Origin of the sequence: Citrobacter sp. Ce104 (assembly GCF_030334595.1) — a bacterium.
GTDB lineage: Bacteria > Pseudomonadota > Gammaproteobacteria > Enterobacterales > Enterobacteriaceae > Citrobacter > Citrobacter europaeus.
On record NZ_JAOWDP010000064.1, the window covers coordinates 360570 to 387542 of the forward strand.

Sequence of the window (26973 nt, forward strand, 5' to 3'; positions counted from 1 at the left end):
CCTGTCACCTTACAAGAACATCAGGAAATACATCAGGAACACGTTGACCAACAGCAGCAGTATGCCGGTTGGCACCTGCGCTTTAATCACCGCGTTTTTATCCGGCAGCTCCAGCAGCGCAGCAGGGACAATGTTAAAGTTCGCCGCCATCGGCGTCATCAGTGTCCCGCAATAGCCGGAGAACATACCAATCGCCGCCATTACCGCTGGATTGCCGCCGTGTTGCAGTACGAGGATCGGAATACCAATCCCAGCGGTCACAATAGGGAAAGCAGCAAATGCATTGCCCATCACCATGGTCAGCAATGCCATGCCGATGGTGTAGACCGCCACCGCGATAAAGCGACTGTCTACCGCCAGATATTCCTGCGTCAGATATGAAATGCCGCTGCCTACGCCAGCCGCCGTAAACAACAGCCCGAGCGTGGCGAGGATTTGCGGCAGGATGAACGCCCAGCCGATGGAATCCAGCAGACGGCGCGCCTCCTGAATCGGCTGATGCACCCGCTCATGGGTCATTTTTATCGCCATCGCCAGACCAATCAACGAGCCCGCTGTCATGGAAAAAAGCGTCACCAGCGTGGCGTGATTACCCGGCCCAAACAGCGCATCCTGTAAGCCAGGAATATGGTTGAACATCAGCACGCCGATCACCGTTACTACCGGAATCGCCAGCGCCGGGAAAAACAGGCGGTTGCCCAGGCGACTGGCGCTTTCTTCGCGCTGTTGCGGCGTCCGTTGATGGTAGCTTCCCAGCTTCACGCCGCCAAAACCGGCGATCAGGGCCAGAACGACCACCGCAACACCAACGGCAATATGCACCGCGCGTTTGTCGCCAAACAGCGAGTATGTCCAGTCGCCAAGCAAAAACAATACGCCGTATATGCCCCAAAACAGGCCTGTCGTGAAGCGGCGCGGGTTCGCCTTGTCCTGCCACGACATCAGCGCCACAATCAGTAATACCGCTCCCGCCAGCCAATAGAGATAGCTTTGTTGAAAATTCATTTCGCTTCTCCTTTCGCTGCGGCATTCGCTTTGGCCACCTCACGTTGCAAATAGCTATCCAGACGCCACAGACGCGTGCCGTGGATCAGGAAGGCACAAATTGCCGTTGGGATCCCCCACAAGGCGATATGCAACGGTTCGGTCTGGATCCCACCAGACTCCAGCATAAAGTTATGCATGAATATGATGGCACCGAAGGCAACAAAGATATCTTCCCCGAAAAACAGCCCGACGTTATCGGTCGCAGCTGACATTGCGCGCAGGCGATAGCGTACCGCGCCCGGTATCTCACCATGATTTTTTTCAGCGGCCCCTTCCGCCATCGGCGCCAGCAGCGGACGCACCATCTGTGGATGCCCCCCCAAACTGGTCAGTCCTAACGCGGCGGTCGCTTCGCGTATGAACAGATAGACAATAAGCAGACGGCCACTGGTGGCGCTGCGGATTTTTGCAATCCACGCCTGAGCGCGCTCTTTGAGTCCGTGACGTTCCAGCAGGCCAATAACCGCCAGCGGGATCAGCAGGATAAACGGCAGGTTGCGGGTGTTAAGAAAACCTTCACCCAGTTTCTCAAGGATGGTGGCTACCGGCATATGCGCCGCCAGTCCCGTGACGATCCCGGCAATAATGACCACCAATACCGGGTTAAAACGTAAAAGAAATCCGACCACAATGACGGCGATCCCCGTCAATGGCCAGAGAGAAATAGCCTCTCCCATAATTAAATCCCTTATGTTGTTGTGTAATATATTATTGTTTTATATAAAAATTTATGCGCTAATTTGAATATTGCATGCATTAAAGGCGCTACGCAAGCGACGGGCAAAAGCGAGTGCGTGCTCGCCATCCCCATGAATGCATACCGTCTGGGCCGTCACGCTCGCCCATGTTCCACTCTGGCTTTTTACTCTGCCGGATTGCACCATTTCTAACGTTTGCGCCAGCGCCTGCTCTTCATCCTCAATCAGTGCGCCCGGCTGGTTACGCGGCACCAGACTGCCATCGGCCTGATAACCCCGATCGGCAAAAACTTCCTGACGCGTTACCAGGCCATTGTGTTCTGCGGCACGAATCAGTTCGCTTCCTGCCAGCCCTACCAGAACCAGCGATGGATCGCAGGCATGAACCGCTTTCGCAATCGCATCAGCCAACTGAGGATCTTTCGCCGCCTGGTTATAAAGCATACCGTGCGGTTTGACATGACGCATTACGCCGCCCTCCGCCTGCGTGATGGCAGCCAGGGCGCCAATTTGATACAGCGTCTGCGCATACACCGTTTGTGCGGGCAGGGTCATGGCGCTACGGCCAAAATTTTCCCGATCCGGAAAGCTCGGATGCGCGCCTATCGCCACGCCATTTTTTAGCGCTTCGCGCACGCTTAAGAGCATGGTTTGCGCATCTCCGGCGTGAAACCCACAGGCAATATTGGCTGAAGACACCAGTTGCAGCAGCGCCGCATCGTTAGCGCATCCCTCACCGAGGTCCGCGTTGAGATCAATTTTCATTGTTAAGTCGCCATGTTAATTGTTCCAGGTAACGCTGCCGTTCCTGTCGCGCCTTAAGCGCTTCCTCCAGCGAACACTGCACAAAATGAATCGGCTGGCCGAGCGGGATCTGCGCCAGATGATACATATCCGCTTCAATGATACAGGCGATGCGCGGATAGCCGCCCGTCGTCTGGGCATCGTTCATCAGCACGATCGGCTGACCATTGTGCGGAACCTGTACCACGCCGGGGAGCAAACCATGTGACAGCAGTTCACGATCGGTCATGCGCGTCAGCGGCTGCCCCTGCAGGCGGTACCCCATACGGTTACTTTGTGGGCTAAGCTGCCACGGCGAGCGCCAGAAAGAAGCCTGTGATACCTCGTCAAACTCCTGATATTCAGGTCCGGGAAGCGCACGAATATGGTTGCCCCACATCAGCTGTTTTACACCCTGCGGTCCGCTGAATTGCCGGGTAGATACGCCAATTGCCAGCCGATCGCCATCGCGCAGCAAACGTCCTTCCAGCCCGCCAATGCCAACTTTAAGATCGGTACTGCGCGAGCCCATGACTTCGGGGACATCAAAGCCGCCCGCAACCGCCAGGTAGCTGCGCATACCGTGATGCGGCCGTTTTAGCGTCAGGCGCTGGCCGGCTTTCATCGGTAGCCGCCATCCGCTCCACACGGGAGTATGATCCAGATGCGCTTCGCATCCCGCACCGGTCAGGGCAAACCAGCCATCGGTTTCAAATTCCACCACCAGTTGCCCCAGCGTAATTTCCAGCGCTGCAGCATTCGCATCATTACCCACCAGCAGGTTAGCGACGTTCAGCGCCGGTTTATCCAGTGCGCCACAGTGACTGATTCCGGATTGACGAAAACTATGGCGTCCCCCGTCCTGTACTGAGGTATACATGCCCGCGCGAATAATGTTTAACATATCCCCTCCTTCTGCGGGACAAAACGCACGGTATCGCCAGCCCGTAACAGAATTGGTTCCTCTCGTTTTGGATCAAATAACGCAACGGGGGTACGACCAATCAGTTGCCATCCGCCTGGCGTGGAAAGCGGATAAACGCCCGTTTGGGATCCGCCAATACCCACTGAACCTGCCGGAACAATCAGGCGAGGTTCCGCACGCCTTGGGGTATGGAGTTGTTCAGGTAAGCTCCCAAGATAGGGAAATCCCGGCTGAAAGCCGATAAACCACACCACGTAATCAACCGATGCATGAAGTTCCACAACCTGCTTGTCGCTTAATCCGCTGTGCCGGGCGACCTCAGCCAGATCGGGGCCAAACTCACCGCCATAGGTCACGGGAATTTCTATAAAGCGCGAATCCGGTTCCAACGCCTCACTCTCTTCCCACCAGCGCTGCAGGCGTTCAATCGCATCCAGCGCCAGCGTTTGCGGGTCGCGCAAGGTCACCGTGATATTGTTCATGCCCGGAATAGCTTCAAGCACATTCGGGGCATCAACCAGACGCTGGGCCAGACGCCAGATGCGTTTCTGAGTCGCCAGCGTAATGGGCGGTTCCAGCTCAAGAACCACCGCCGTTTCACCTAACAGATAACAACGCGCTCGCTGCACTTTCGTCCCTCTTTATTAGGCTGGATTAGGAATATCGATAAATGTTACGTCCAGATCGGTGTTTTCATTCAGCCACTCGCTTAAAGCGCGAATGCCGCCGCGTTCGGTCGCATGGTGACCGGCAGCATAAAAATGCAGCCCCTGCTCGCGGGCCGAGTGAATGGTTTGCTCTGAGACTTCACCGGTGATAAAGGCATCGACGCCAAATCGGGCTGCGCTATCAATAAAACTTTGACCGCCACCTGTACACCAGGCGACGCGCTGAACTTTCTCCGGCCCGGTATCACCACACCATAACGGTTTACGGCCTAAACGCGCTTCAATCCACGATGCCAGCTCCAGTCCCGGAACCGGCATGGAGAGTTCCCCCCATGGCACCAACGGCTCGATTTCACCCATTACGGTAATCCCTAACAGCGCGGCCAACTGCGCGTTATTCCCCAGTTCCGGGTGGGCATCCAGCGGCAGGTGCCAGCCATACAGGTTGATATCATTTTCCAACAGCGTTTTCAGACGATGCCGCTTCATGCCGCGAATTACCGGAGATTCACCTTTCCAGAAATAACCGTGATGAACGATGACCGCATCCGCCTCCAGGCGCACTGCCTCGTCCAGCAACGCCTGACTTGCGGTCACGCCGGTCACGATTTTATGCACCGTCTCTTTGCCCTCAACCTGCAAACCATTCGGCGCGTAGTCGCTAATGGCGGCGCTGTTCAGTTTGTCGTTGATCAGTTGTTCCAGTTCGGTGTTTTTCATCATCGTCCTCGTAGTCATAAATTCTGCTTGCTCAATCAGCTACACAGCTTAGGTTAAAATAGCGTCCTCGCCTGCGTTCGTCGATAGCCATTTCACTGACACATCAAGAAACAATCACACCTGCTTTGAACGTGATTTGCTTACCACTACGCGATCTAATTCATGTATATTTATGCAATCAGACAGCATATTGCAAAAATAATCAGATCTGTATCAAAGTTACAACTTTAAGGAAACACACTCGCGCAGCACGTTCAGCCTGTCGTGAGGCATTTACTTCGAGAAAATAATGAATAAACAAGCATCTCAACCACGGGCGATTTATTACGTCGTCGCGCTACAAATTTGGGAATACTTCAGTTTTTACGGTATGCGTGCGCTACTGATCCTGTATCTCACTAACCAGCTTAAGTACGACGATAATCACGCTTATGAACTGTTCAGCGCCTACTGCTCGCTGGTCTACGTCACGCCGATTCTTGGGGGATACCTGGCCGATAAAGTGCTCGGCAACCGGATGGCGGTAATGATAGGCGCATTTTTAATGGCGGTGGGGCATCTGGTATTGGGCGCCAGCGAAATGGCTCCAGCGTTCCTCTATTTGTCTCTGGCGATAATTGTCTGCGGCTATGGTCTGTTTAAATCCAACATCAGTTGCCTGTTGGGTGAGCTGTACCAGCCTGAAGATCCGCGTCGCGACGGTGGATTCTCTCTGCTCTACGCTGCCGGGAATATTGGTTCAATCATCGCGCCCATTGCCTGCGGCTACGTGCAGGAAGAGTACAGTTGGGCGATGGGTTTTGCGCTGGCCGCAATTGGTATGCTGGCGGGCCTGGTGATTTTCTTATGCGGTAATCGCCATTTCGCCCATACTACCGGTGTCAACAAGGCCGTCCTGTGTGCGAAAAAATATGTGCTGCCAAACTGGGCCTGGCTGTTAGTTCTGCTGGTTGCAGCACCGCTGCTGATTACTGTCCTGTTCTGGAAAGAGTGGTCCGTTTACGCACTGATCGTTGCCACTGTTATTGGCCTCGCTGTTCTGGCAAAGATTTATCGCCAGGCGCAGACTCAGAAGCAGCGCAAAGAGCTGGGGCTTATCGTCACACTGACCTTCTTCAGCCTGTTGTTCTGGGCCTTTGCTCAACAGGGCGGAAGCTCGATCAGCCTGTATATCGACCGCTTCGTTAACCGCGATATTCTAGGGTATTCCGTCCCTACCGCGATGTTCCAGTCGGTTAACGCTTTTGCCGTGATGCTCTGCGGTATCGTGCTGGCCTGGGTGGTCAAAGAAAGCGTTGGCGGCAATCGTACCGTACGAATCTGGGGTAAATTTGCTCTCGGGCTCGGTTTAATGAGCGCAGGCTTCTGTATTCTGACCTTGAGCGCTCGCTGGTCCGCGGCTTACGGCCACTCTTCCATGCCGTTGATGGTACTGGGACTGGCGGTCATGGGCTTTGCCGAACTGTTTATTGACCCGGTGGCAATGTCGCAAATTACGCGTATCGAGATCCCTGGTGTAACCGGCGTGTTAACCGGCATTTATATGCTGCTTTCCGGCGCCATCGCCAACTACCTGGCAGGCGTTATCGCCGATCAGACCTCGCAAGGTTCGTTTGACGCTGCCGGAGCCATCAACTATTCCATCAATGCCTATATTGACGTCTTTAGCGAAATTACCTGGGGCGCACTGGCCTGCGTGGTGCTGGTGCTGCTGATTTGGCTGTACCAGTCGCTGAAATTCAGAAACCGTGCGTTAGCGGTAGAGTCCTGAGTGTACAGGCCCGATGATGTGATAAGATTCGGGCCTGTTTTTTCAGGTAATTATGCATGAATGGCTGCGAGTTCCTCTTCAGTAAGACCTGTAACCAGTAGCACCATTTCGCGATCTATTTTCTGCTCCAACATTGTTTGCGCTATACGTAATGCGGCTTCTTGTTTACCCTGCTGTAATCCCTGCTGTAACCCTTCCTGTAATCCATCTAACCGTAACCGCTCTGCAATAGTCATCAGCCTCTCCTTATGTTGGGGGATCCGTTGCGCTATCTCCTGCATAAATTCATTAAAACGAGATTCGTCGCCAGATTGTAGGATGTAATTAAACATCGACTGTAATTGCGTGTCATTAGCGCATCCAGTAAGGAGCAGCGTGGCCAGTTGCTCTACCAGCCCCAGCAAATTCCGCTGACGGATATGTTTTTGCATTAGTTCCAGCAGCGCCATTCGTCTGTGAGCCATGATCTCATCATCGGGTACCACCGTTATGTCTACCAACGGAAATGCGCTGGAATAAAGCTGTCTTGCCGCCACGGGGTCGGCAAAGGCATCCAGCCAGCACAATGAGTACGGATAGGGGCTTCGGCAGCCATGATAAAAGAGCATCGGTATCACTAGTGGCAGTTCCTTATGCCCTGCGTCCAGATGGCGCTGCATCGCCGCCATCGCATAACGCAACAGACGAAAAGCCATATGCGGCTCGGCTGAACTTTGATGCTCTATCACCACATAGACATAACCGTCGCCGTTGCGTGTGTGCAAAGACCAGAGCACGTCGGAGTAGCGCGAACGTAAATCCGCTTCAATAAAGCTTTCTGACTCCAGCTTCAGCGAATTCAAATCGCAAAGCGTCCGCAGTTCAGCTGGCAGGTGAATGTCGAGAAAATCCCGCGCGGTTTCGGGATGATGTAAAAACGTTTTAAACACCGCATCGTGCGGTGTGGAGGTTGTTGGCATTGTCATCAAGTTCCATCACCTGAATGAAGATGACGGAACTTTACTGCCAGATAAAAGCATCTGCATCAGGGCATTATCAACCTTGCGCGCACGCTTCAGCGCTAAAAGCCCCAGACCGCAACACATTCATTCTGCTGGAAGGCATTACGCAAAATCCACCATTCCTTTACTCTTTACGCGCCGCCTCATATGCCGCCAGCGTCGCCAGTCTGGCTTGTTTATGATCGACAATCTGACGAGGATAGTTAAGCGTCACCTGCGTTTTTTCAGCCCACGTCCACGGGTCATGAATAGCTTTACCCGGCACGTCGCGCAGTTCCGGCAGCCACTGGCGGATAAACTCACCGTCACGATCAAATTTTTCGCCCTGAGTTGTGGGGTTAAAGATACGGAAATACGGCGCAGCGTCGGTTCCGGTTGAGGCAGCCCACTGCCAGCCGCCGTTATTGGCCGCCAGGTCACCATCTATCAGTTGCGACATAAAATACTGTTCGCCTTTACGCCAGTCGATCAGCAGGTCTTTCACCAAAAAACTGGCCGCAATCATGCGTAAACGATTATGCATCCAGCCCGTGGCGTTGAGCTGGCGCATCGCCGCATCCACAATCGGATACCCCGTTTTTCCCGTTTGCCAGGCCTGCAAATGCGCGGGGTTATTTTGCCATTGCACGCGTTCGGTCCAGCGGATAAAGGGTTGATGCCGACACAACGCCGGATGGTAAGTCATCAGATGACGATAAAATTCACGCCAGATAAGCTCGTTCAGCCAGACGCTGCCAGCCCCGCTCTCAAGCGCCTGAGGCTGCTCTGTAAGCAGTCGATTCAGACACTGGCGCGGCGACAATCCTCCCGTCGCCAGGCTCGCAGATAATCGACTGGTGCCCTCAACCGCCGGGAAATCACGCAACTGCTCATATTCTCCCGCAGCCTGCAGGCAAAACTGGCGTAATTGCGCGATAGCCAATTTTTCTTCCGCCGCAAACAGCTGCGCATCAAAATCTTGCTGCGGGTAGCCCAGTGTTATAGGTGTTAACGGAGCATCAAGAGCGCCTTTTTCTCTCACCGTCGGCGCGCTAACGCATTCTGGAACACCGTCTTTAATCCGCTTCAGCCAGGCATTTTTAAACGGCGTAAAAACTTTATACATCTCGTGATTGCCGGTCATGACCGCCCCTGGAGGCAGGATCACGCTGTCGTCAAACCCTTCACACACCGCATAAGGTAATGACTTCTCGACGGCAGCATCACGCTGGCGTTCGTTAATTTCGTACTGATAGTTATAAAATAATCGGCTAACGCCATGCTCTGCGCAGACGTTTTTGACGATTTCCACGCTGGCCGCAAAATCGGCGACTTCATGAAACAAAAGCGGAATGCCTTTTTCTGCCAGCGCCGTTTGCAACGCATTTAGCTGGGCGCTGATAAATGCCGCCTGACGTGGGGCCATTTCATGTGCCTTCCACTGTTCAGGCGTCGAGATATATAGCGCCAAAACCTGTGCAGAACGATCCCGACAAGCCGCCGCCAGCGCGAGGTTGTCATGCAGACGTAAATCACGTCGAAACCAGACCAGATGCGTGGTCATAATACTCCTGAAGAAAAAGACTTAACGCCCGTAGCGCAGACCCATTACCTCTGGCCAGGGATTGAAATAGCGCAGTCCTGAAAGATAAGCACCCGGCTATTGCGCCATATAGTGTTTGAGTAATGTTAATGGTGCAAGCAGCGGTTGGACCACAGTTACTAGCGCAGACTGAAAGTCACTCCTCTTGTCGGGGGGATATCTGTCACCTTCTTCCCATTTCAGGCAATGCAGGTTCAAAATCACCCCACGACAAACAATCCCTGATGCCAACAGGGATTGTCTCGCTCATGACAACTCTTCTCTCATTACTGAGTTAAGTGTAGCTATCATGAGCAAAAAGGGTTTTTAACGGTTATTCCCTCTCTTTCACCACCGTGGTCGCTTTCGGTGTGAAGGTGCCCATCAATTGGTTGAAATCGGCCAGATTCCAGACGATAACCTCTTTTAGTAGCAGAATAATATGGCTGGGGTGGGTGAAAAACTTATTCAGTTCGCCAAAGCTGAGCTTTGCCCGCTGGCCGTCAGGGCGCGTATAGATGACCATGCCCTCCGTCAGCACACGGCGGGTCCATTTCTCAATACGCTGACCGTCAAGAGAACCAGAAAACGCTGAAATCAATGCCATCACGTCAAAATCGCCATTTTTACCACCAGAAAAAAGCATATTCAGATCATTTGTTTCTGCATTTTTAAGCAGAGGTGCCAGGAAATCTTTCTGTAAATCAGCAATAAACGCCAGACGCTGCCAGGGCTCCAGTTGCACAACGGTAAGCGTCTTATCACCAACCATCACCTCTTTTGCTGTTGTCGTCATTTTAGTCATCCTTATATTAATATCTGCAGGTCAATTATCTTTCCCGCAAAGCTTCATTTACTTTATTGAATGGTTTAATTAAATAGCGGGCGACCGTTTTACTACCGGTAACAATGTCAACGGAAGCCACCATACCTGGAGAAATAAACAATTTCTGCTGACGTTTATTAAGAAGATGATCGCGGTCGGTTCTAATTAAAACCCGGTAGTAAACTAAATCCGGCTTGCGTTCATCCTTAATAGTATCGGGAGAAATAGTCACTACCTTGCCATCCAGACCACCATAAATGGCATAGTCATAAGCGGTGATTTTAACTTTCGCCTTCTGGTCTGGATGAATAAACGCAATGTCACGCGGCAATATTTGCGCCTCAATAAGTAATGTGTCATCCAGTGGAACGATATGCATCAAAACACCGTTAGGCGGAATAACTCCACCAACAGTATTATTTTGAATATCTTTCACGATGCCACGAACGGGTGAACGCAGCGTTGATTTAGCCACTAAGTCGGAGCGACCACGCAGAGCATGCTTTAGCGAGGTAATCTCCGCTGACACTTTTGCCAGTTCTTCACGTGACCGCAAATAATAGTTACCGCGCAGCTCTTCCTCTTTCATATTCAAATCCACCAATTGACGTTTCAAACGAATAACATCAACGGTGCTGGAAGCGCCTTCTTGAGCCAGGCGGGAATTAATCGACAACTCATTGTTAATTAATCGACGCGCATCCTGAATATTTTTAATCGCATCAGCAAACTGTGTTTTACGTGAGGCAAACAAGCGGGTTTCCGCCTTCATTAACTCAGGATACAGATCCAGCTCGTCAGAAAAGACCAGTTCATTGTCATTCACTTCCGCACTCAGTCGCGCCTGCTGGGCCAGCATTGCGCGGTATTTAGCTTCAAATTCTTTCAGGCTGGAGGCGGTCCGCACGCTATCCAGTTGCGCCAATACTTCCCCCGGCTGGATAATTTGCCCCTCTTTAACATGAATGCGTTGCAGAATACCGCCATCCAGCGACTGAATAATCTGCTCTCGAGAACTGGGAATAACTTTTCCATTGCCTTTGGTGACTTCTTCAATGCTGAAAAATGAGGCCCACAATGCAAAAAGCAGCAAAAAAAATACTACGCAAAATACTATCCACTTCGCGCCACTGAGCGTCAGTTCGTTCTCATGTCCCAGCGAGAGAGCATTGTCAATTACAGCATCCGAAGGATCTGATTTATGTTGCAGAAGAATGCGCCGGGTGAAGACAACACCGTCAGCAACCTGTCGCCACAAACCACGGATCCCTCTCTTGTTACCCTTGTTCATGCTTCAGCCTCCTGGGAATACTCACCAAAAAACTGCTCGCGAGGGGCGTCTATTACTATGCTTCCTTGCGACATAACGATGGTGCGCTCAATCAGTTCAAGCACTCTTTTTCGATGTGTGGCGATGATAACCGTCTTCCCGGCCATCCACGGTTTCATTCGACGGATAAACTCGGCTTCGGTCTCTTCATCCATTGCGGCTGTGGGTTCATCCAATAATACGATCTGCGGATCGCGGAGAATCAGACGACTGAGCAACAGCGCCTGCTGCTGTCCTCCGGACAAACCTATTCCGCCTTCGGCTATCAGATGATCCAGCCCATCCGCAAGCTGATTGATAAAAGCGAGCGCCCCTGTTTTCTCCAGCGCCGCTTCAAGCTCTTCATCGCTGGCAAGCGGCATTCCGAGCGCCAGATTTTCCCGAATTGAACCGTGAAACAAGCGTGAGCGTTGGGACAACAAACCGATGTCACGGTGTAAATCTCCGGGATCGAGGTTATCAAGCCGAATGTTGTCCAGCGTCGTTACGCCGTTAACACACAACATATTTCCTGCCAGCGCATTCAATAGTGAAGATTTTCCGGAACCATTTCGTCCCAACAGAGCAATCTTCTCGCCAGCCTTAATCTCCAGATCGTCAATAGCGATCGCGTTCTGACGACTAGTGGTGTGATGACGAAACGCCGTATCCTTTAGCACAAAATGGCCACGTAAATAGGGTTTGTGTACCCGCCTGCCGCCACGGGCGTCATCCGTTGGTAATTTCATGATGCTGTCTAATCCGACAATGGCGACCTTTGTTTGCTGCCAGCGCGTCAGGATATTGGCGACCTGTGCGACAGGCGCCATCATCCGTGAACTGAGGATTGACGCGGCAACCAGCGCACCGGTAGACAATTCACCATTCATCGCCAAAGGCGTCCCCACAGCAACAACACAAACAAACACAGCGTTTTGAATCAGATAAGACCACGAGGTAAGTTTGTGCGTCAGGTGTTTGAGTTCCAGACTGCTGCTGGCCGTGGTTGCGGTATAATTCAACCATTGCTGCTGAAAACGATATTCCGCCTGCAGGGACTTCACATCATCCAGCCCTTGAATGCTTTCGACTAGCATCGCGCTACGCAGGTTTGATTCACGCATTGCACTACGCGCCAGCAATGCGAGTTTTTTCTGACATAAAAAACCCGGCAGCACCATCAGGATCATTCCAGCCAACGGGACCAGAAACAGAATGCCTCCCAACAGATAGATCACCACTAAGAACAGAAAGAAAAAGGGTAGATCGGCCATCGCAACCACGGTCGTGGAGGTAATCATCTCCCGGATCTGATCCAATTCACGCACCTGCGAAATAAATGTTCCGGTAGACTGCGGACGATGGGCGGAATGAATACGCAATACGCGACCAAACACCCGATCGGCAATACGCAGGTCTGCTCGTTTACCCACGATATCAATAATGCTATAGCGCATCAGGCGTAATATCAGATCAAAAACAAACGCTAATATAACGCCAGAAAAAAGCACCCACAGCGTAGGCCAGGACTGCGCTGGAATAATACGGTCATAGGTCTGCATTGAGTAGGTAATCCCAGCCAGACCTAGAATATTTATAAAAAGTGACCCCAGAATAACGTAATAATAGGGACGCATGTCCTGAAAAATAATCTGCCACGCCCAATGTTTTTCCACAGGGCGGATATAGTCATCGACGCGCGGATCGGCCGAATTTGTTAACGGTCGCAGCAATATCACACGCAGGCCGGCCTCGAGAAACTCCTCACGTGTGAAGGTCGTCAACAACCCTTGTTCGTCAACGTATGCGCAAGTAACATTTTGGTTATCTTCAATATTTTTAACCAACGCAAAGCGTCCATCACGCATTTCGATAACCACAGGCAACAGCCAGGTGCTGAACTGGAATTGCGTCACTGGCGTGCACTTCATCATCAGTCCAGCTTGTCTGGCCATCGTTTTTAATACATCTTCTTTCTTACACTCCTGGTACCACTGCGAGGCAACTAAAATATTCTGTTCTGAAATATCAAGACGATAATGATGGGCAATCTGTACAATGGCTTCTTGCCACAACTGGAAATAATAATATTCAACGTCTTTGTCTTTACTTGTACAAGACATATCAACGGTACTGGATGATGTCATTCCATTGAGCCTCTTATTGAGAAAAATAACGCACCAGATTTCCGGAATAATAGAGACATTCAATTGACAGCGACGACACGGTAAATTGGCTGTTTAATATATCCATTCTGGTTTGATGAATTTCAGATTCGGCGCTAAGTAAATCGGAAAATGAACGATTACCCAGTTCCAGATATTGTAATTTATAGAGGTCACGCGTGCGGATAGCCTCTTTCTCCCGTACTTGCTTAGCCTTCATACTTTCATACAGGCTGGAAATCTGGCTGGTCGACTCGACAATTTTACGCCGGGCCTCCGTCTTTTCGGTATCCAGATTAAATTGTGACGCGAGCAACGCCTGTTCCGCCTGTTGAGTACGCGATATACGTGCCCCGCCTTCATACAATGGCGCACTCACGTTAACAAAGATCCCCCACTCGCCCTTTTTAGCCCGATTCCCACGATTATCGTTCTGGTTTTCCAGCTCATATTCCCAGACTGGGTTAAGTGAAATCGTCGGATAATATTCCGCTTTAAAGGTATTAACCTGCTGTTTCGCCATCTTAATTTGCGCCTGCGCCAGTTCGATAGCAGGCGAGGTTAACTCTTCGATATCAACACGATGGCAAGCTGTGTCCATCGTCTGCGGCATGTGCATATTCAGGGCAGTAGAAACAGAAGCGTTGGTGACGATATCCAGGTTCGCATTCCAACGCCGGGCTTGCGCCTCATAATCATGTTGCAGGGCAATAGCGGCTGCCAGCCGGACCTTCGACTGGGAATAGTCAGATTCCGCGCTAGCCCCTAATGAGGCTCTTTTTTCAGCCAGACGGTTAATAAGCTGGAGACCTGCAACCTGTCCCTGGGCAATTTCAGTTAACTGCTGATAACGAATTGCCTGGGTAAAACTGGTCGCCGTCTCATAAGCAATATCATTAATACTTTTCTCAAGGTTAGACCCCGAACGCTGTGTCGTCGCATCCGCGAGATCGACTTTGCTGGCGATTTTCCCAAAATCAAACAGCGTCTGGCTGGCGTTCAGCGCTAACGTATTCGATTTGCTATCTTCTCGCCTGTAATTATCCTGCTCGCGGCCGGATTTAACTCTGGCGCTAAGAGAGGGATACCACCCGGCCTTCGCTTCATTGACTGACTCTTTACTCTGCACATATTCGCGCTCTGCACGTTTAATCACCGGATGCCAGCCCATTGCCAGTTGCACCGCCTCGGCAAGCGTTATGTCATGCCCTTTAACCGGTACACCGGAAGAAGCCACTGCGTTTTTTTGTCTTTCACCACTACGTTTTTCCATGACCCCTACCGCAGGGCGAGAGAGAGGCTCAGGTTGGGTTTCTGACGTATTGGGTTCTGCAGCATCCTCAAATATAACGGGCCATGTCGCCACCTGCGCACTATGACTTTTGAATACACATGACGTGACGATCGCCAACAGCAATGCCGCTCGCGGTAAATGGCGAGTTTCCATGAATGTTGTTTCCCTTATTCAGTACGAATTGAGTAACCGCAAGGTATTGCGTGTTCCATTAGTTGAAACACGCATACCTTTTATTACGCAGCGACAGGAAGTGACGAGTGCATGTCATCCATTGCTGAGGCTGTGTGATAATGAGTTACTGAAGACGAACTGGACTCTGGTGCGGACTGGATCTTATTCGTTAAAGATTCCGGGAGCAGTTTGCTTAAGTTAATGTCGCCGCTGCTGGCGTCAGATTTCAGTAATGCGCTGACAACCTTTGCAGCGTCAGATTGTTGATCGTGAAGTATCTTGTCCATTAATTTATGCAATTCACTGCCATCGCCATTTTTAACGCTATCGCCTTTAAATGAGTTATAGATATCCTTAATCAACTGGAAGGAATCCTTAAGCCACTCACCAGGTAATTTAATGATATCTTTGATAATATTAAAAGCATCCTTCGCCAGATCGGTAATCGTTGACAGCAATTTTTGAATCGACTCAACGGGATGACTGATGAATTCCTTAATTTTATCAAGGACTGGCGTGAGCAGTTTATCGATTGGATTTTTAATAAATCCATCAAATAACGTTTTCAGAACATTAGTTATCGCTTCTTTAGCGATACTGAGTTCACTCTTAATTTTATCACTAATGATCCCGGCATATTTAGTGATGGCATCAGTAAAGAAATCAATAATTTTTGTCGGTAACGACATCACCAAATCGGCTATGCTTTTTACGATATTGCCTGCGGTCTTAGAAATCACTTCACCAACCAGAGCGTTCCATTTGAGCGGATTGACCCAATCAGTCAGGCTCATACCTTTTAAAGCATCGGCGATATTTTTACCCACATTCGAAACGAGGTTCTCGAACCCTGTTTTAATCGCCGAGACCGTTTCACCGATAGCCTCAGCAATCTTCTGCCCGGTAACTTTCAGTATATCTTTAATAAATTCAATTGGTTTATTGATGAAGATTTCGACTAAAGCTTTTTCTATTGTTTTGATCGCTTTTACGGCAGAGACAACTTTTTCACCCAGGACTTCACTAACGGTTTTAAATCCGGCGGTAATCTCAGAAATGACATTACTGAGAAATGCCAGTGATTTTGAATTCGCAATTGTCGTCCAGACGCTGTTAACCGAATCAACCAGGCTCTTGATAAAGGCCTGTACGGACTCAACAAACGTTTTGTTATCGTCAACCTGCAGGCCTTTATCAATCGGTTTCACATCAGGCATATCAAGCGGCGTAACGTTCTGCGGTTTTATCGCAGGATCAATCGCAGGATTGAGCTTATTAATATCCGCATTCGCCTTTGTCGCTGCGGCATTAGCTGCTTCTGTAGCCTGACGCGCCGCCTCCAGGCTTTTATTTGCCGCAGCGATAGCCTTATTCACTTCATCAACGCGATCAAGCTGATTGTTTTTCAGGACTTCTTCTTTCAACGCCAGCGCAGAGGCCAGTTTCTCTGCGGCCTGCGACTTCTGCGCTACCGCCTGTTTCAGCGCTTCGTTTGCCGCGTCAACGGTCATACGCGCCGCATTCAGATCCAGCAGACTTTGCTCCGCCTGAGCAACAGAGTCAGCCAGCGCTGTACTCTCCTTCCTGAACGAAGCGTATTGTTCCTGTAAATCCTTCAGACGCGCAGCGGCATTATCAACGTTAAACCCTTGCTCTTTCGCGTTCGCAATTAGCTGCGATAATTGCTCAATCTGTGTATACAGTTTACCCAGCATGGCATCGGCAGCGGTCAACTTAGCTTTCGATACTTCTATGGCGCTCTGAGCTGGCTGTTTGTTGGCAATCGTGGCTGCATCACTGGCAGATTGATAGTCAAGTTTGACCTGTCCGGCAATAGCTTGCGCACTTTCATCGATTAAGGCGATCGCCGTTTTGACCAGTTCAGCCGCTTTGTCGATGGCGTTTTTCGCACTGGTCGCATCCTCTGCCGCCTGTTTTTGGATTTTTTCTGCCGCAGTAGTATCAATCCCTTTGGCTTTTGCCGCATCAACCGCCGTTTTCAGCGTTGTAATGGCCTTATTCATTGCATCCATCGCGGTTTTCACCGCCGCGCTTGCCTCCTCAACCGCTTTGATGGTTGCAGTTGATGGATTAGCCTGCATCGCTTTCACCGCTTCAGCCAGCGTCTTTTGCGCATTGATAAACGTGTTGTCTTTATTCACAACATCTTTTTGCGCATCGCTTAATGCCTGCTTTTCTTTGCTGTCACTGGATTTGTTATCGTGCGAATTACCATCATCCTTGTTGTTATAAATGGCGATACCAATACCTGCGGCGGCAGCGACCAGCAGTGGCACCAGCCAGACGGCTGTATTCATTTCCCCACTATCAGTATTTTCTTCTGTTGCTTGTTTTACCGGGAAGAAAGCCAGCCCAGCAAAATTTTCGGCATTATATTTTGCTTCATACGCTTTTCCACCATCCTCAAGAATCAGCTTATTTTTTAAAGTGCCGTCCGTTTTAAAGAAATCTTCAATTGTTATCTTCGACCCGTTTTTCTCCACCAAAACAAGATTGTTACCCTCTTTCTGTGACCCGCTAATCATCTCCTTTGCCACAGTAATTTTAACCGTCGTTCCTGGTTGAATAATTTTAACGTGATTTCCCCCAGCAGGCACAGACGTACTTTTCCCAGATGCGGTAATGATTGCCATTTTCTGCATATGCAGCCTCCCTTTATCCATTTTTAATTTCGTAAAAAGCAAAAATGGCCCGATTAAAGACCGATAAAAATGTTAACGTAATAAATCGATAAATAATATACGTGAATTATTAAATAAGAAATCATTCAAAATACGAAACAAATCTCAACAGGCACCATTATTTTTCAAAGAGTTACATAAACATCCTTTTAAGACTAATCCTGGATTCACTGCAAAATCAACCACCAAAAGTCTACGCCTGGATTATCTCAACATGCTTATCACTGGAATAATTTAGTAGGTTTATTGTAATCTGCAAATGCTGATAAAATTTATCTATGGATGGGGTAATTTATGAATAAAAAGACTACAAACACAATTATAATAGTTGGAACATGCCAATATACATCGCTGGGCATTGCCTCGCTTCTTGACTGTTTCTTTTACAGTAAAATTGTTTTTTATCGACGTTTCAGTGAGATCAAAGAAAACAGCAATGAGTTACTCACGATTGCTGCGATAGATGAGAAAGATATCATCTATGATGACATTTTTTATCTGAAGAATAGAATGTTGAAAAGTGGCGCTAAAAACTTAATCATCCTCAGCGATCTGATAATGATGAATGTCCTTTATTCTGTGTTTAACATCTCATGCTTATACCTGCCACGAAATATAACTTTAAAGGAACTTCATCCGGTAATCGTAAACACGTTACTGCACAATAATGATGAAGAAAGCTATGGGTTGAAACCTCAGCTAACCGGACTCGAGTCGCAAATTCTGATGATGCTTTCCGAGGGCTTTACGGTTTCAGAAATCTCGAAAATTAAAAATAAAAACTGCAAAACCATCAGTAGTCACAAATGTAACCTGATGAAGAAAATGGGAATGCCTAATACCCCAAAGTCCGTCTCGGTACTTTCACTGTATCTGAAGTCCATCCGCATGCCGGACAGCAGACAACCAACGGCTTCTCCCCTTTCGTCCACAGAACGTCGCAGCGGCTATCTCTAGTTTCAGTGCACAAAAAAGCCGCTGATATCAGCGGCTTTTTGGGCTTCGCAAACTGTCAGTAGAAATCGCAGCTAACTTTTTCAGCCTGTTCCATCCACACCGGTTTATCACTGGTTTTGGACCAGACGCGGTGCAGATAGCTGTAAAAACGGGCGCGGTCTTTCCAGAACAGCATGACCGGTAGCGCCAGCACACCCGCCACAACGGCAAAGGTACGGCGTAAGAAAACAATGTGTGCTGGATACTCTTTATAAAGGTCCATAATCCTCTCCCATATATCTGTTCGGTGAATGGCACCAGAAAAATAAACTTGGTTAACTGATGAAAATAATACCGCCTTGTGTGTAATTTTGCTACTCATCCGACCACTTATTTTTGTCTATTGATGCTCCGTTTAGCTTAAAATCGTAATTAAGTTACATAAAAGTTAAATTAATACTAACCATTAGTTAAATAATGGTCTTTGCCATTTTTATACTTTTTTTACACCCCGCCCGCTGATTTTTGCGAAATCTTTGCAAGCAAAAATCTACGCTCTGGTTATCACATTTATGCCACTGGAGGTGCACTGTGAGTGCAGGCGTGATAACCGGCATTGTGCTGGTCATTTTCTTATTAGGTTACCTGGTGTATGCCCTGATTAATGCGGAGGCGTTCTGATGGCGGCACAAGGATTTTTACTCATTGCCAGTTTCTTGCTGGTGCTGTTTGTCATTGCCAGACCGCTGGGGTTTGGGCTGGCTCGACTCATCAATAATACGTCCCTGCCGGGCCTCGCTGGCGTGGAGAGTTGGCTCTGGCGTGGTCTGGGCATCTCGCAGCAGGAGATGAACTGGCGGCAGTATCTGCTGGCAATCCTCGCGCTCAATGTGCTGGGTCTGCTGGTCCTGTTTTCGATGCTGATGGCGCAAAATCTGCTGCCGCTCAACCCTCAGCAGCTACCGGGGCTTTCATGGGATCTGGCGCTCAACACGGCGGTGAGTTTTGTCACTAATACCAACTGGCAATCCTATGCTGGCGAAACTACCTTAAGCTATTTCAGCCAGATGGCCGGGTTGACCGTGCAGAACTTCCTGTCAGCGGCGACCGGGATAGCGGTGATTTTTGCCCTGACCCGCGCCTTTTCGCGTCAGAGTATCAACACGCTGGGCAACGCCTGGGTCGATCTGGTTCGCATTACGCTGTGGATCCTGGTCCCTGTTGCGTTACTCATTGCGCTGTTCTTCATTCAGCAAGGCACGTTGCAAAACGTATTGCCCTATCAGCCCATCACCACTCTCGAAGGGGTAAAACAACTGCTGCCGATGGGGCCTGTCGCTTCCCAGGAAGCTATTAAGATGCTTGGCACTAACGGGGGCGGTTTCTTTAATGCCAACTCATCGCATCCGTTTGAAAACCCTACCGCATTGACCAACCTGGTGCAGATGCTGGCTATTTTCTTAATTCCCACCGCGCTGTGTTTTGCCTTTGGTGATGTGGTGGGCGATCGTCGCCAGGGCCGGACCCTGCTGTGGGCTATGTCGCTGATTTTTGTGGTCTGTGTGGCCGTGGTAATGTGGGCTGAAGTTCAGGGCAACCCGCACCTGATGGCATTCGGTGCAGACAGCAATATCAACATGGAAGGCAAAGAGAGCCGCTTTGGCGTGCTGGCCACGAGTCTGTTTGCCGTCGTCACGACAGCCGCCTCCTGCGGCGCTGTCGATGCGATGCATGACTCCTTTACCGCACTGGGCGGGATGGTGCCGATGTGGCTAATGCAGATTGGCGAAGTCGTCTTCGGCGGAGTCGGATCAGGTCTGTATGGCATGCTGCTGTTTGTGCTACTGGCGGTATTTATCGCCGGGCTGATGATTGGTCGTACGCCGGAGTATCTGGGTAAGAAAATCGACGTGCGCGAAATGAAAATGACCGCGCTGGCGATTCTGGTCACCCCTGCGCTGGTACTGCTCGGTACGGCGATCGCCATGATGAGCGATGCCGGGCGCAGCGCCATGCTTAACCCAGGTCCACACGGCTTTAGTGAAGTGTTGTATGCCGTGTCGTCTGCTTCCAACAACAACGGTAGCGCCTTTGCCGGATTAAGCGCCAATAGCCCGTTCTGGAACTGCCTGCTGGCTCTGTGCATGTTCTTCGGTCGCTTTGGCGTGATCGTTCCCGTGATGGCTATCGCCGGGTCGCTGGTCAGTAAAAAGATCCAGCCAGCAAGCCCGGGCACGCTACCTACCCACGGCGCACTGTTTGTCGGGTTGTTAATCGGTACGGTGTTACTGGTTGGCGCTCTCACCTTTGTTCCTGCCCTGGCGCTTGGCCCGGTCGCAGAATACCTGTCATTACACTGAGTGATGCGGAGCACATTACTATGAGTCGCAAGCAACTGGCGCTGTTCGAACCCTCTCTGGTCGCACAGGCGCTGATGGACGCCGTAAAAAAATTAAGCCCCCATACCCAATGGCGTAATCCGGTGATGTTTATCGTCTGGCTGGGTAGTCTGTTAACGACCTTGTTAACAGTGGCGATGGCAACGGGCCATATGAAGGGCAATCCGTGGTTTACCGGGGCGATAAGTCTGTGGCTGTGGATTACCGTTCTGTTCGCCAACTTTGCTGAGGCGCTGGCGGAAGGACGCAGTAAGGCGCAGGCTAACAGTCTGAAAGGTGTTAAAAAAACCGCCTTTGCCCGCAAACTTCGCGAACCTAAATACGGCTCGGCCATGGATCACGTTCCTGCCGATGATTTACGTAAAGGCGATATCGTGCTGGTGGAAGCGGGCGATATTATCCCGTGTGACGGCGAGGTGATCGAAGGTGGCGCGTCGGTAGATGAAAGCGCCATTACCGGTGAGTCCGCGCCGGTGATTCGTGAATCCGGTGGCGATTTCGCCTCCGTCACCGGCGGGACCCGCATCCTCTCCGACTGGCTGGTTATCGAATGCAGCGTAAACCCCGGCGAAACGTTCCTCGACCGGATGATCGCCATGGTTGAAGGCGCGCAGCGGCGTAAAACGCCCAATGAGATCGCCCTGACGATCCTGCTGATTGCCCTGACCATTATCTTTTTACTGGCGACCGCCACCCTGTGGCCGTTCTCCGCCTGGGGCGGGAGCGCGGTCAGCGTCACGGTTCTGGTTGCCCTGTTAGTGTGTTTGATTCCTACCACGATAGGCGGGCTGCTCTCTGCGATTGGTGTCGCCGGGATGAGCCGCATGCTGGGTGCGAACGTTATCGCCACCAGCGGACGCGCAGTAGAGGCCGCGGGTGACGTGGACGTACTGCTGCTGGATAAAACCGGCACCATTACGCTGGGTAATCGCCAGGCTTCGGATTTTCTGCCTGCCCACGGCGTGGACGAAAAAACGCTGGCCGACGCCGCTCAGCTTTCATCGCTGGCCGATGAAACGCCGGAAGGCCGCAGCATCGTTATCCTGGCTAAACAGCGCTTCAATCTGCGTATTCGCGACGTGCAATCGCTGCACGCTACCTTTGTTCCATTTACCGCCCAAAGCCGGATGAGCGGGATCAACATCGACAACCGAATGATCCGCAAAGGGTCGGTTGATGCCATCCGTCGTCACGTTGAAGCCAACGGCGGCCATTTCCCCGCCGACGTGGAGCAGAAGGTCGAGAACGTTGCCCGCCTTGGCGCTACGCCGCTGGTGGTGGCCGAAGGCTCCCGTGTACTGGGCGTGATTGCCCTGAAAGATATCGTTAAAGGCGGCATTAAAGAACGTTTTGCCCAACTGCGCAAAATGGGGATTAAAACGGTGATGATCACCGGCGACAACCGCCTGACCGCCGCGGCAATTGCCGCAGAAGCCGGGGTGGATGACTTCTTAGCTGAAGCCACGCCGGAAGCCAAGCTGGCGCTGATTCGTCAGTATCAGTCGGAAGGTCGTCTGGTGGCGATGACCGGCGATGGAACCAACGACGCCCCGGCGCTGGCGCAAGCCGACGTGGCAGTCGCCATGAACTCAGGAACCCAGGCGGCGAAAGAAGCAGGCAATATGGTGGATCTTGACTCCAATCCCACCAAACTGATTGAAGTGGTGCACATTGGTAAACAGATGCTGATGACGCGCGGTTCGCTGACCACCTTCAGTATCGCCAACGACGTGGCGAAGTATTTCGCCACTATCCCGGCCGCGTTCGCCGCCACCTACCCGCAGCTCAATGCGCTTAACGTGATGAGTCTGCATTCGCCGGACTCGGCGATCCTCAGCGCGGTTATCTTTAACGCACTGGTTATCGTCTTTCTGATCCCACTGGCGCTTAAGGGCGTGAGCTACAAACCATTATCCGCCTCGGCGATGCTGCGCCGCAATTTGTGGATCTATGGTCTGGGTGGTCTGGTTGTGCCGTTTATCGGTATCAAAGCAATTGATTTACTGCTGACCCTGCTGGGTCTGGTGTGAGGTTTCTGATGAGTGGATTACGTCCTGCATTATCAACTTTGATTTTCCTGATGCTTATCACCGGCGGGGCATACCCGCTGTTGACCACCGCGCTGGGGCAATGGTGGTTTCCCCACCAGGCTAACGGTTCGCTTCTGCGTGAAGGTCAGATAGTCCGCGGCTCTGCGCTCATTGGGCAACATTTTACCGCGGCCGGTTATTTTCAGGGACGCCCGTCTGCCACGGCAGAAATGCCCTATAATCCAATGGCTTCAGGCGGCAGTAACCTGGCAGCCAGCAACCCGGAACTGGATAAACAGCTGCAAAGCCGGATAGCCGCGCTGCGTGCCGCCAACCCGCAGGCAAATCCTGCCGTTCCGGTAGAGCTGGTAACGGCATCTTCCAGCGGGCTGGACAACAACCTGACGCCAGCCGCGGTAGCTTGGCAAATCCCCCGCGTGGCGCAGGCTCGCAACCTCAGCGTTGAAGAGGTCACGCGCCTGGTTGCACAATATACGCAAAAGCCGTTGGTCAGTTTTATCGGCCAGCCGGTGGTGAACCTGGTGGAACTTAATTTAGCGCTGGATAAGCACTGAGAAAAAGGACATGCATAGCGAACCCTTACGCCCCGATCCCGATCGCCTGCTGGAGCAGACTACCGCCCCGCACCGCGGAAAACTGAAAATTTTCTTCGGCGCCTGCGCGGGCGTCGGCAAAACCTGGGCCATGCTGGCAGAGGCCCAGCGGCTGCGGGCGCAGGGGTTAGATGTGCTGATTGGCGTGGTGGAAACCCACGGACGTAAAGAGACCGCCGCGCTACTGGACGGTCTCAGCATCCTGCCGCTAAAGCGACAGGCGCGCCATGGTCGTCATATCAGCGAGTTCGATCTCGACGCGGCGCTGGCCCGCCGTCCGGCGCTCATTTTAATGGATGAACTGGCGCACAGTAATGCGCCAGGCTCGCGTCATCCAAAACGCTGGCAGGACATTGAAGAGCTGCTGGAAGCCGGTATTGACGTTTTTACTACCGTCAACGTCCAGCATCTGGAAAGTCTCAATGATGTGGTCAGCGGCGTTACCGGCATTCAGGTGCGCGAAACCGTCCCCGATCCTTTTTTCGATGCCGCCGACGATGTCGTGCTGGTCGATCTTCCCCCCGATGATTTGCGTCAGCGCTTGAATGAAGGCAAGGTCTATATCGCCGGTCAGGCAGAAAGAGCCATCGAGCATTTCTTTCGCAAAGGTAATCTGATCGCGCTCCGTGAACTGGCCTTGCGCCGCACGGCCGATCGGGTAGACGATCAGATGCGCGCCTGGCGTGGACGTCCGGGAGAGGTGAAAGTCTGGCATACCCGCGACGCCATTTTACTGTGCATAGGACACAATACCGGCAGCGAAAAACTGGTACGTGCCGCCGCACGTCTGGCGGCGCGTCTTGGCAGCGTATGGCATGCGGTGTATGTCGAAACGCCCGCGCTGCACCGGTTGCCGGAAAAACAGCGCCGCGCAATTTTAAGCGCCCTGCGGCTGGCCCAGGAGTTAGGCGCAGAAACCGCCACCCTTTCCGACCCTACCGAAGACAAAGCAGTGATCCGCTACGCCCGTGAGCATAATCTGGGAAAAATTGTCCTCGGACGTCCAACTACGCGTCGCTGGTGGCGCAGCGACTCTTTTGCCGACAAACTGGCCCATCGCGCACCGGATCTCGACCTGATGATTGTTGCGCTCAATGAGCCACCTTCGCGCTCTGTGCCGCAAACTGCAGATAGCCGCACATTTAAGGATAAATGGCGGGTACAAATTCAGGGTTGCGTGGTTGCCGTCGCGCTGTGCGCCATTATTACAGTGATTGCCATGCAATGGCTGATGGCCTTTGACGCCGCCAACCTGGTGATGCTCTACTTATTGGGCGTGGTGGTTATCGCCCTCTTTTACGGACGCTGGCCGTCAGTGCTGGCAACCTTTATTAATGTCGCCAGCTTCGATCTCTTCTTTATAGCGCCACGCGGAACGCTGGCCGTTTCCGACGTTCAGTACCTGCTCACTTTTGCCGTGATGCTCACGGTAGGGCTGGTTATCGGTAATCTCACCGCCGGAGTGCGTTATCAGGCACGGGTGGCGCGTTATCGTGAACAGCGTACGCGTCATTTATATGAGATGTCGAAAGCGCTGGCTGTCGGGCGGAGTCAAACAGATATCGCCGCCACCAGCGAACAGTTTATTGCGTCAACGTTTCAGGCCCGCAGCCAGGTTTTACTGCCCGGCGAGAATGGAAAGCTGGCCCCTCTCACCCACCAACAGGGCATGACGCCGTGGGATGATGCCATTGCCCAATGGAGCTTTGATAAAGGGCAACCGGCTGGCGCAGGTACTGACACCTTACCGGGCGTGCCCTATCAAATTTTACCGCTAAAAAGTGCTGATAAAACGCATGGGCTGCTGGTGGTGGAACCGGGAAATTTACGCCAGCTAATGATCCCCGAACAGCAACGCCTGCTGGAAACCTTCACCTTGCTTGTTGCCAGCGCGCTGGAGCGCCTGACGCTAACCGCCAGCGAAGAGCAGGCCCGGTTTGCCAGCGAGCGCGAAAGTATTCGCAATGCCCTGCTCGCTGCCCTCTCCCACGATTTACGCACGCCGCTGACGGTGCTGTTCGGTCAGGCAGAGATCTTAACGCTGGATCTGGCCAGCGAAGGATCGCCGCACGCACGCCAGGCCAGTGAGATTCGCCAGCACGTCCTGAATACAACCCGACTGGTTAATAACCTGCTCGATATGGCGCGAATTCAGTCTGGCGGCTTTAATCTTAAGAAAGAGTGGTTAACGCTGGAAGAAGTGGTCGGCAGCGCCCTGCAGATGCTGGAGCCTGGACTTTCTGCCCCGATTAATCTGTCGTTACCTGAACCGCTGACGCTTATCCACGTCGATGGCCCGCTCTTTGAACGGGTGCTGATTAACCTGTTGGAAAACGCCGTCAAATATGCAGGTCCACAGGCGCAAATCGGTATTGATGCCAGCGTCGATGGTGAACACCTGCAGCTGGACGTCTGGGATAATGGGCCGGGTATTCCGTCGGGTATGGAACAACAAGTTTTTGACAAATTTTCCCGGGGAAACAAGGAGTCATCGGTACCGGGCGTTGGACTGGGACTGGCAATTTGCCAGGCGATTGTGGACGTGCACGGCGGTACGATTTCCGTCCACAATCGCGTGCAGGGAGGGGCGAGTTTTCGTGTTAAACTGCCCCAGGAAATCCCCCCTGAACTTGAAGATTTTCATGAGGATATGTGACGAACGTACTGATTGTTGAAGATGAACAGGCCATCCGCCGTTTTCTGCGCACCGCGCTGGAAGCTGATGGCCTGCGTGTATATGAAGCGGAAACGCTGCAACGTGGTCTGCTGGAAGCTGCCACGCGAAAACCCGATCTCATCATTCTCGATCTCGGCCTGCCGGACGGCGACGGTATTGATTTTATTCGCGACCTGCGACAATGGAGCGCAATCCCGGTAATTGTGCTCTCTGCCCGCAGCGAAGAGAGCGATAAAATCGCCGCCCTGGATGCCGGTGCCGATGACTATCTCAGTAAACCCTTTGGTATTGGCGAGCTACAGGCACGATTACGCGTAGCATTGCGTCGTCACGCCAGCGGCGCATCTCCCGAACCGGTAGTGCATTTTGCCAATGTAAAAGTGGATCTCGCCGCCCGCCTCGTACACCGAGATGACGAGGAAATTCATTTGACGCCGATTGAGTTTCGTCTGTTAGCGGTACTGCTGAATAATGCCGGGAAGGTACTAACGCAACGCCAGTTGTTAAATCAGGTTTGGGGGCCAAACGCCGTCGAACACAGTCATTATCTGCGAATTTACATGGGACACTTGCGCCAGAAGCTGGAACTGGATCCGGCCCGCCCGCGTCATTTTCTGACCGAAACCGGGATCGGTTATCGGTTTATGCCGTGAATCTAAGCCGAATAAAAAAG

General features: G+C 51.7%; 22 protein-coding genes and 1 pseudogene. 8 read left to right on the forward strand and 15 right to left on the reverse strand.

Going from position 1 to position 26973, the window contains the following annotated elements:
* Positions 1-9 precede the first annotated feature (9 nt).
* The 6 genes from OGW16_RS12400 to ybgI are packed head-to-tail and all read right to left on the reverse strand — an operon-like array spanning position 10 to position 4841.
* Positions 10-1005 (reverse strand): DUF979 domain-containing protein, encoded by a 996-nt coding sequence (locus OGW16_RS12400; RefSeq protein ID WP_043015614.1) that lies wholly within the window; start codon positions 1003-1005, stop codon positions 10-12.
* On the reverse strand, positions 1002-1724 hold the full coding sequence (locus OGW16_RS12405) for a DUF969 domain-containing protein (protein ID WP_075144978.1): 723 nt from the start codon (positions 1722-1724) through the stop codon (positions 1002-1004). Before OGW16_RS12405 ends, OGW16_RS12400 begins: the two co-directional genes overlap by 4 nt.
* Before the next feature lie 51 nt (positions 1725-1775).
* Positions 1776-2510, reverse strand: a complete 735-nt coding sequence (gene pxpA / locus OGW16_RS12410) for a 5-oxoprolinase subunit PxpA (protein WP_286518489.1) — start codon at positions 2508-2510, stop codon at positions 1776-1778.
* Positions 2500-3432 (reverse strand): 5-oxoprolinase subunit PxpC, encoded by a 933-nt coding sequence (gene pxpC / locus OGW16_RS12415; protein WP_047412630.1) that lies wholly within the window; start codon positions 3430-3432, stop codon positions 2500-2502. Before pxpC ends, pxpA begins: the two co-directional genes overlap by 11 nt.
* The gene (gene pxpB, locus OGW16_RS12420; RefSeq protein ID WP_075144979.1) at positions 3426-4082 is read right to left on the reverse strand and encodes a 5-oxoprolinase subunit PxpB; all 657 of its coding nucleotides are present in this window, start codon (positions 4080-4082) and stop codon (positions 3426-3428) included. Before pxpB ends, pxpC begins: the two co-directional genes overlap by 7 nt.
* Before the next feature lie 15 nt (positions 4083-4097).
* The gene (gene ybgI, locus OGW16_RS12425; RefSeq protein WP_043015609.1) at positions 4098-4841 is read right to left on the reverse strand and encodes a radiation resistance protein YbgI; all 744 of its coding nucleotides are present in this window, start codon (positions 4839-4841) and stop codon (positions 4098-4100) included.
* Between the two features lie 289 nt (positions 4842-5130).
* On the opposite strand from ybgI, the gene dtpD reads away from it, so the two are divergent.
* Positions 5131-6612, forward strand: a complete 1482-nt coding sequence (dtpD, locus tag OGW16_RS12430) for a dipeptide permease DtpD (RefSeq protein ID WP_043015608.1) — start codon at positions 5131-5133, stop codon at positions 6610-6612.
* 50 nt (positions 6613-6662) lie between these two features.
* Here dtpD and OGW16_RS12435 read toward each other — a convergent pair whose 3' ends face one another.
* The 8 genes and pseudogenes from OGW16_RS12435 to OGW16_RS12470 all read right to left on the reverse strand — a co-directional run bounded on the left by OGW16_RS12435 (position 6663) and on the right by OGW16_RS12470 (position 17605).
* Positions 6663-7577 carry an Rpn family recombination-promoting nuclease/putative transposase gene (locus tag OGW16_RS12435; RefSeq protein ID WP_286518490.1) on the reverse strand — a complete coding sequence of 305 codons (915 nt, stop codon included), beginning with the start codon at positions 7575-7577 and terminating at the stop codon, positions 6663-6665.
* A 160-nt stretch (positions 7578-7737) separates the two neighbouring features.
* Positions 7738-9156 (reverse strand): deoxyribodipyrimidine photo-lyase, encoded by a 1419-nt coding sequence (phrB, locus tag OGW16_RS12440; protein ID WP_286518491.1) that lies wholly within the window; start codon positions 9154-9156, stop codon positions 7738-7740.
* A gap of 21 nt (positions 9157-9177) precedes the next feature.
* Positions 9178-9303: pseudogene (locus OGW16_RS12445) on the reverse strand (DUF1722 domain-containing protein); the annotation flags it as partial.
* Between the two features lie 205 nt (positions 9304-9508).
* A complete protein-coding gene (locus OGW16_RS12450) occupies positions 9509-9970 on the reverse strand; it encodes a phage tail assembly chaperone (protein ID WP_043015605.1) in 462 nt (153 codons plus the stop codon).
* A 34-nt stretch (positions 9971-10004) separates the two neighbouring features.
* Positions 10005-11291 carry a beta-barrel domain-containing protein gene (locus tag OGW16_RS12455; RefSeq protein WP_286518492.1) on the reverse strand — a complete coding sequence of 429 codons (1287 nt, stop codon included), beginning with the start codon at positions 11289-11291 and terminating at the stop codon, positions 10005-10007.
* Complete coding sequence (locus OGW16_RS12460; RefSeq protein ID WP_250134136.1) at positions 11288-13456, reverse strand: type I secretion system permease/ATPase; 2169 nt, start codon at positions 13454-13456, stop codon at positions 11288-11290. The genes OGW16_RS12455 and OGW16_RS12460 overlap by 4 nt, the downstream gene beginning before the upstream one ends.
* A gap of 13 nt (positions 13457-13469) precedes the next feature.
* Positions 13470-14921 (reverse strand): TolC family protein, encoded by a 1452-nt coding sequence (locus OGW16_RS12465; protein WP_199994150.1) that lies wholly within the window; start codon positions 14919-14921, stop codon positions 13470-13472.
* Between the two features lie 83 nt (positions 14922-15004).
* Complete coding sequence (locus tag OGW16_RS12470) at positions 15005-17605, reverse strand: BapA/Bap/LapF family prefix-like domain-containing protein (RefSeq protein ID WP_193144658.1); 2601 nt, start codon at positions 17603-17605, stop codon at positions 15005-15007.
* 333 nt (positions 17606-17938) lie between these two features.
* Here OGW16_RS12470 and OGW16_RS12475 point away from each other — a divergent pair, with 333 nt between their 5' ends.
* Positions 17939-18601: a LuxR C-terminal-related transcriptional regulator gene (locus OGW16_RS12475; RefSeq protein WP_200000313.1), complete on the forward strand. Its 663-nt coding sequence runs from the start codon at positions 17939-17941 to the stop codon at positions 18599-18601.
* A gap of 55 nt (positions 18602-18656) precedes the next feature.
* On the opposite strand, the gene OGW16_RS12480 is transcribed toward OGW16_RS12475, so the two are convergent.
* Positions 18657-18863, reverse strand: a complete 207-nt coding sequence (locus OGW16_RS12480; RefSeq protein WP_043015600.1) for a YbfA family protein — start codon at positions 18861-18863, stop codon at positions 18657-18659.
* A 308-nt stretch (positions 18864-19171) separates the two neighbouring features.
* Between OGW16_RS12480 and kdpF the strand changes: the two genes are divergently transcribed.
* The 6 genes from kdpF to kdpE are packed head-to-tail and all read left to right on the forward strand — an operon-like array spanning position 19172 to position 26953.
* Positions 19172-19261, forward strand: coding sequence for a K(+)-transporting ATPase subunit F (gene kdpF / locus OGW16_RS12485; protein WP_072033319.1), 90 nt, complete (start codon positions 19172-19174; stop codon positions 19259-19261).
* Positions 19261-20940 (forward strand): potassium-transporting ATPase subunit KdpA, encoded by a 1680-nt coding sequence (kdpA, locus tag OGW16_RS12490; RefSeq protein ID WP_043015598.1) that lies wholly within the window; start codon positions 19261-19263, stop codon positions 20938-20940. Before kdpF ends, kdpA begins: the two co-directional genes overlap by 1 nt.
* Before the next feature lie 20 nt (positions 20941-20960).
* On the forward strand, positions 20961-23009 hold the full coding sequence (kdpB, locus tag OGW16_RS12495; protein ID WP_286518493.1) for a potassium-transporting ATPase subunit KdpB: 2049 nt from the start codon (positions 20961-20963) through the stop codon (positions 23007-23009).
* Positions 23010-23017: 8 nt separating this feature from the next.
* Complete coding sequence (kdpC, locus tag OGW16_RS12500; RefSeq protein WP_075144987.1) at positions 23018-23584, forward strand: potassium-transporting ATPase subunit KdpC; 567 nt, start codon at positions 23018-23020, stop codon at positions 23582-23584.
* A 10-nt stretch (positions 23585-23594) separates the two neighbouring features.
* Entirely contained in the window at positions 23595-26279 is a 2685-nt protein-coding gene (gene kdpD / locus OGW16_RS12505; RefSeq protein WP_286518494.1) for a two-component system sensor histidine kinase KdpD, read from the forward strand.
* Positions 26276-26953 (forward strand): two-component system response regulator KdpE, encoded by a 678-nt coding sequence (gene kdpE, locus OGW16_RS12510; RefSeq protein ID WP_043015594.1) that lies wholly within the window; start codon positions 26276-26278, stop codon positions 26951-26953. Before kdpD ends, kdpE begins: the two co-directional genes overlap by 4 nt.
* Positions 26954-26973 lie beyond the last annotated feature (20 nt).

Excerpts from the sequence above, each read along its gene's own strand:
- OGW16_RS12400 (WP_043015614.1), bottom strand. The coding sequence starts at position 1,005 with ATGAATTTTCAACAAAGCTATCTCTATTGGCTGGCGGGAGCGGTATTA.
- OGW16_RS12405 (WP_075144978.1), bottom strand. The coding sequence starts at position 1,724 with ATGGGAGAGGCTATTTCTCTCTGGCCATTGACGGGGATCGCCGTCATT.
- pxpA (WP_286518489.1), bottom strand. The coding sequence starts at position 2,510 with ATGAAAATTGATCTCAACGCGGACCTCGGTGAGGGATGCGCTAACGAT.
- pxpC (WP_047412630.1), bottom strand. The coding sequence starts at position 3,432 with ATGTTAAACATTATTCGCGCGGGCATGTATACCTCAGTACAGGACGGG.
- ybgI (WP_043015609.1), bottom strand. The coding sequence starts at position 4,841 with ATGAAAAACACCGAACTGGAACAACTGATCAACGACAAACTGAACAGC.
- dtpD (WP_043015608.1), top strand. The coding sequence starts at position 5,131 with ATGAATAAACAAGCATCTCAACCACGGGCGATTTATTACGTCGTCGCG.
- OGW16_RS12435 (WP_286518490.1), bottom strand. The coding sequence starts at position 7,577 with ATGACAATGCCAACAACCTCCACACCGCACGATGCGGTGTTTAAAACG.
- phrB (WP_286518491.1), bottom strand. The coding sequence starts at position 9,156 with ATGACCACGCATCTGGTCTGGTTTCGACGTGATTTACGTCTGCATGAC.
- OGW16_RS12450 (WP_043015605.1), bottom strand. The coding sequence starts at position 9,970 with ATGACGACAACAGCAAAAGAGGTGATGGTTGGTGATAAGACGCTTACC.
- OGW16_RS12455 (WP_286518492.1), bottom strand. The coding sequence starts at position 11,291 with ATGAACAAGGGTAACAAGAGAGGGATCCGTGGTTTGTGGCGACAGGTT.
- OGW16_RS12460 (WP_250134136.1), bottom strand. The coding sequence starts at position 13,456 with ATGACATCATCCAGTACCGTTGATATGTCTTGTACAAGTAAAGACAAA.
- OGW16_RS12465 (WP_199994150.1), bottom strand. The coding sequence starts at position 14,921 with ATGGAAACTCGCCATTTACCGCGAGCGGCATTGCTGTTGGCGATCGTC.
- OGW16_RS12470 (WP_193144658.1), bottom strand. The coding sequence starts at position 17,605 with ATGCAGAAAATGGCAATCATTACCGCATCTGGGAAAAGTACGTCTGTG.
- OGW16_RS12475 (WP_200000313.1), top strand. The coding sequence starts at position 17,939 with ATGAATAAAAAGACTACAAACACAATTATAATAGTTGGAACATGCCAA.
- OGW16_RS12480 (WP_043015600.1), bottom strand. The coding sequence starts at position 18,863 with ATGGACCTTTATAAAGAGTATCCAGCACACATTGTTTTCTTACGCCGT.
- kdpA (WP_043015598.1), top strand. The coding sequence starts at position 19,261 with ATGGCGGCACAAGGATTTTTACTCATTGCCAGTTTCTTGCTGGTGCTG.
- kdpB (WP_286518493.1), top strand. The coding sequence starts at position 20,961 with ATGAGTCGCAAGCAACTGGCGCTGTTCGAACCCTCTCTGGTCGCACAG.
- kdpC (WP_075144987.1), top strand. The coding sequence starts at position 23,018 with ATGAGTGGATTACGTCCTGCATTATCAACTTTGATTTTCCTGATGCTT.
- kdpD (WP_286518494.1), top strand. The coding sequence starts at position 23,595 with ATGCATAGCGAACCCTTACGCCCCGATCCCGATCGCCTGCTGGAGCAG.